General features: G+C 43.6%; 1 pseudogene. It reads left to right on the forward strand.

The features are described 5' to 3' along the window. Positions 1–296: pseudogene (locus ACXM0J_RS18905) on the forward strand (fimbria/pilus outer membrane usher protein); the annotation flags it as partial.

Below are 296 nucleotides of genomic sequence, written 5' to 3' on the forward strand. Positions count from 1 at the left end.
TTTGATATTAAACAGCTCCCATTTATTTCAGGAAATGAAGTCACCCTTGTGACTACCGATGCAACCGGAAAGCAGAGCATTACCAAAAAGCCGTACTATTTTTCATCCAAGATTCTGGCAAAAGGCATAAATGAGTTTTCAGTAGATGTCGGTATTCCACGCTACAACTATGGGCTGTATTCAAACGATTATGATGATGCCACCTTTGCCTCAGGTGCGATCAGATACGGCTACAGTAACTCACTGACTTTAAGTGGTGGTGCAGAAGCTTCAACAGATGGCCTGTCGAACCTCGG

The sequence above is a fragment of the Acinetobacter sp. GRABPA_MV_2 genome (assembly GCF_056725885.1).